At 73.7% G+C, this 4,059-nt stretch carries 4 protein-coding genes; 1 reads left to right on the forward strand and 3 read right to left on the reverse strand.

The window, feature by feature from the left end:
- A partial coding sequence (locus ABZT49_RS04370; RefSeq protein ID WP_355283525.1) for a LysR family transcriptional regulator occupies nucleotides 1-819 on the reverse strand: 819 nt, incomplete at its 3' end.
- A gap of 151 nt (nucleotides 820-970) precedes the next feature.
- On the opposite strand from ABZT49_RS04370, the gene glyA reads away from it, so the two are divergent.
- Nucleotides 971-2,239, forward strand: a complete 1,269-nt coding sequence (gene glyA / locus ABZT49_RS04375; protein ID WP_355283528.1) for a serine hydroxymethyltransferase — start codon at nucleotides 971-973, stop codon at nucleotides 2,237-2,239.
- Between the two features lie 318 nt (nucleotides 2,240-2,557).
- On the opposite strand, the gene ABZT49_RS04380 is transcribed toward glyA, so the two are convergent.
- Together ABZT49_RS04380 and ABZT49_RS04385 are read right to left on the reverse strand one after the other, a co-directional pair.
- A complete protein-coding gene (locus tag ABZT49_RS04380; RefSeq protein ID WP_355283529.1) occupies nucleotides 2,558-3,319 on the reverse strand; it encodes a 5-oxoprolinase subunit PxpA in 762 nt (253 codons plus the stop codon).
- A 121-nt stretch (nucleotides 3,320-3,440) separates the two neighbouring features.
- On the reverse strand, nucleotides 3,441-3,650 hold the full coding sequence (locus ABZT49_RS04385; RefSeq protein WP_355283531.1) for a hypothetical protein: 210 nt from the start codon (nucleotides 3,648-3,650) through the stop codon (nucleotides 3,441-3,443).
- Nucleotides 3,651-4,059 lie beyond the last annotated feature (409 nt).

Genomic DNA, 4,059 nt, shown 5'->3' on the forward strand with positions numbered 1-4,059 from the left:
CCCCGGCACGATCAGCCGCAGCGACGCCCCCGCCACCACCCGGTCCCCGAACGGCGCGACGAGCCGCCCGGCCGCCAGCGCCTCGCCCAGCAGTGCGCTGTGGCCGATGAGCACGCCGTGGCCGGCGAGCGCGGCGTCGAGCGCGATGCCGTAGAGCGAGAACGCCGCCTCCCGGGCCGGGCGCAAGGCCCCGGTGCCGTAGCGGGCAAGCCAGCGCGGCCAGTCCTCGCGCCAGACCGAATCGTGCAGGAGCGTCGCCCCGCTCAGGTCCCGCGGGTGGTGCAACGTCGCCGCCAGCGAAGGCGAGCAGACCGGAAACAGGTCGTCCTGCGCGAGCACCACGGACGTACAGCCGGCCGGCGCTTCGCCGAAATACAGGCCGAGATCGACCGACTCGCGGGCATAGTCCGGCGGGTCGTCCCGGGTCAGGATCGCGACGTCGAGGTCGAAGGCGGCCTGCAGGCCCGGGAGCCGGGGGGCGAGCCAGAGCTGGGCGATGCAGGGCAGGGCCGCGAGCGTCAGGCTGCGCGGCCGGCCGACCGCGCGCATCACCCGCACCGCCTGGTTCACCGCGTCGAAGGCCGTCGTCAGGGACGGCAGCACCGCCCGGCCCTCCGCGGTCAGGCACAGGCCGTTCGGCCGGCGGTGGAAGAGCGGCCGGCCGAGCCAGGCCTCGAGCCCCTTCACCTGGGCGCCGATCGCCGCCGGGGTGACGTGCAGCTCCCGGGCCGCCGCCCCATAGCCGCCGTGGCGTGCCGCCGCCTCGAAGGCCCGCAGGGCGTTGAGGGAGGGTGGGGCCGCCCGGCCGGCCGGATCCATCGCGAGGCCTTAAGCGTGCGAGGCCAAGAAAAGCTTGGCCTGAGCCGCAGCTTATCCCGTTTGCGGGCCGATCGGGCAAGCCCGACACTCGGCGAGGCCGACACTCAGGAAGCCCGACCCTCGGGCCCTGCCACCGACGGGACCCTCGACCATGCGCCTGCTCCACGACGGCTATTTCGACCGCGGCCTCGACGCCGACCCGGAGCTCGCCGCCTCGATCCGCGGCGAGCTAGCCCGGCAGCGGGACGGGATCGAGCTGATCGCCTCGGAGAACATCGTCTCGCGGCTGGTGCTGGAGGCGCAGGGCTCGGTGCTGACCAACAAGACCGTCGAGGGCCTGCCCTACCGGCGCTATTACGGCGGCGCCGCGCATGCCGACGCGATCGAGGCCCTGGCGGTGACCCGGGCGACGCGGCTGTTCGGCTGCCGCTTCGCCAACGTGCAGCCGCATTCGGGCTCGAACGCCAATGCGGGCGTCTTCCTCGGCCTGCTGGCGCTCGGCGACACCATCCTGTCGATGGGCGTCGAGGCCGGCGGCCATATCAGCCACGGCCATCCGGCGACCCTGACGGGCCGCGATTACCGCATCGTCCGCTACGGCGTGGAGCGCGACAGCGAGCGGGTGGAGCTGGATTCCGTGGCGGCGCTCGCCCGCGCGCACAGGCCGAAGATGATCGTCGCCGGCGGCTCGGCCTATGCCCGCGCCCTCGATTTCGCGGGGTTGCGCGCCATCGCCGACGAGGTCGGGGCGCTGCTGATGGTCGACATGGCGCATTTCGCCGGCCTCGTCGCCACCGGGCTCTATCCGCATCCCTTCCCGCACGCCCACGTGGTCACCTCGACCACCTACAAGTCCCTGCGCGGCGCCCGCGGCGGGCTGGTGCTGTGGAACGACCCCGCCCTGTCGGACCGGATCAATTACGGGATCTTCCCGGGCGTGCAGGGCTCGGTGATGATGCACGCCGTCGCCGCCAAGGCGGCCTGCTTCGGCGAGGCCCTGCGGCCGGAATTCCGCGCCTACAACCAGGCCGTCCTCGCCAATGCCCGGGCGCTCGCCGCGAGCGTGGCCGAGGCCGGGATGCGCCTCGTCGCCGGCGGCACCGATTGCGGGCTGATGCTGGTCGACCTCTCGCCGCAAGGCATCACCGGGGATGTGGCCGCCGTGGCGCTGGAAGCGGCGGGCCTCGCGGTCAACAAGAACCAGATCCCGTTCGACGCCCGCCCGCCCGAGGCCCCCTCGGGCCTGCGCCTGTCCTCGAATGCCGGCACGGCGCGGGGCTTCGGGGTGGAGGAATTCGGCCAGGTCGGCCGCTGGATCGCCCGGGTGGTCTCAGGCCCCCACGACGCGGCCGGGCTGGCGACGGTGCGGGAGGAGGTGCTGGCCCTGTGCCGGCGGTTCCCGATCTATGGCGGGGCGTGAGGCTGGTTAGAGCAAGATCCTGAGAGCCTGCTCGATCGAAGCCACGGATTTGACACCCTGCATGTCATTCCGGGGCCGCGCAGCGGAGCCCGGAATCCAGAACCGCAGGTGTTTCACCAGAATGCGGAACGGTCTCCGCTTTATCCTGAACGATCAGAGGTTCTGGGCGTGCCGGGGGCACTCCGGGCTCCGCTGCGCGGCCCCGGAATGACCCGGAGGGTGTCGAGACGGTCGAGCAAGCCGAACAGGCTCTGAGAAATCAGGTAGAGACGCCAACGGCGCATGCGCCCCAGCGCCGTCCCCGCCCCGCCGACCGGCTCACGCCCGGAACGGCGCGAGCCTGACGCCGGCGCCTTCGAGGCGGGCGCGCACGGCGCGGGCGGTGGCCACCGCGTGGGCGGAATCGCCGTGGACGCAGACCGAGCGGACCGGCGTCGGCAGGCGCTTGCCGCTCGCCGCGATGATCGCCCCCTCCTGCACCATGGCGAGCACGCGCTCGGCGGCCTCGTTCTCATCGGTGATCATCGCGCCGGGCTGGCTGCGGGGGATCAGGAAGCCGGCCTCGGTGTAGCCGCGATCGGCGAAGATCTCCTGCTGCACGTCGAGGCCCTGCGCCTCGCCCGCCGCGACCTGGGCGGTGAGCGCGATGGCGAGCAGCGACAGCGAGGGATCGACGGCCTTGACCGCGCGCGCGATGGCGTCGGCCATCTCCCGCTCGACCGCCGCAAGGTTGGCGAGCGCCCCGTGCGCCTTGACGTAGGTGAGGCGGTGCCCGGCATAGGCCGCGAGGCCCGCGGCGGCGCCGACCTGGTAGGCGACGAGCCGCTCGACCTCGCCGGGGGTGAAGGGCAGGACCCGGCGGCCGAAGCCCCACAGGTCCGGGTAGCCCGGATGGGCACCGACCGCGACGCCGCGCCCCCGCGCGATGGCGAAGGTACGCGCCATGATCTCGGGATCGCCCGCATGCAGGCCGCAGGCGACATTGGCCGAGGTCACGACCTCCAGCATCGCGGCGTCGTCGCCGCAACGGTAATCGCCAAAACCCTCGCCGAGGTCCGAATTGAGGTCGATGGACAGCATGGCGGGCATCCCGGGCAGTGAACGGATGCCTGTTCCTGGCACCGCCCCGGCGCTCCTGCAACCCGCGGGCCGCGCCGCCCCGGGTTGTTTCCCAGGCTGTCCCGCCGAACCGTCCCGCGCGTCAGAGCGCCAGGGCGCTCACCGACAGGTCGAGCGCGCTCCGGGCGAGCCAGAGCACGCCCCAGCCGATCAGGCCGAACCATGCCAGCACCAGCGGGACGCCGACCGCCAGGGCGAGCATCATCGCGGCCCGGCGCAGCTTGACTTCGTATGATGCGGCGAAGGTTGCGGCCCGTCCCATCGCGAACGCCTTCGTGTCGAACTGGATCATCGCTACCGGTCTCGGAGAAGTTGTGCCGCTGCGGTGGCAAAGGGCGGGCCCGATGGGCACGCGCGAGGAGCCGGCGCGGGAACGCCGAAGGGTTAACGAAGTTCCAAGGCTGTCGCGCGATCCGGTGATGCAGGCGGGTCCGACGCAGGCCGCGCCGGGATGAGACAGCGCGGTGGATTCCTAAACCTCGCGCGTGGACGCCCGTGCCGCGCGCGGCTACCTTCCTCGACACGGTCAGGTTGTGACGACCGTCGCGGGGGGCCGGGGGGGGGGGGCGGCGCCCGCCGGGGCGGGGGGGGGGGGGGGGGGGGCGCGGCGGGGGGGGGGGGGGGGGGGGGGGGGGGGGGGGGGGGGGGGGGGGGGGGGGGGGGGGGGGGGGGGGGGGGGGGGGGGGGGGGGGGGGGGGGGG

The sequence above is a fragment of the Methylobacterium sp. EM32 genome (assembly GCF_040593685.1).
Taxonomy (GTDB): Bacteria; Pseudomonadota; Alphaproteobacteria; order Rhizobiales; family Beijerinckiaceae; genus Methylobacterium.

Coding starts and splice junctions, on each gene's coding strand:
- ABZT49_RS04380 (WP_355283529.1), bottom strand. CDS start 3,319: ATGCTGTCCATCGACCTCAATTCGGACCTCGGCGAGGGTTTTGGCGAT.
- ABZT49_RS04385 (WP_355283531.1), bottom strand. CDS start 3,650: ATGATCCAGTTCGACACGAAGGCGTTCGCGATGGGACGGGCCGCAACC.
- glyA (WP_355283528.1), top strand. CDS start 971: ATGCGCCTGCTCCACGACGGCTATTTCGACCGCGGCCTCGACGCCGAC.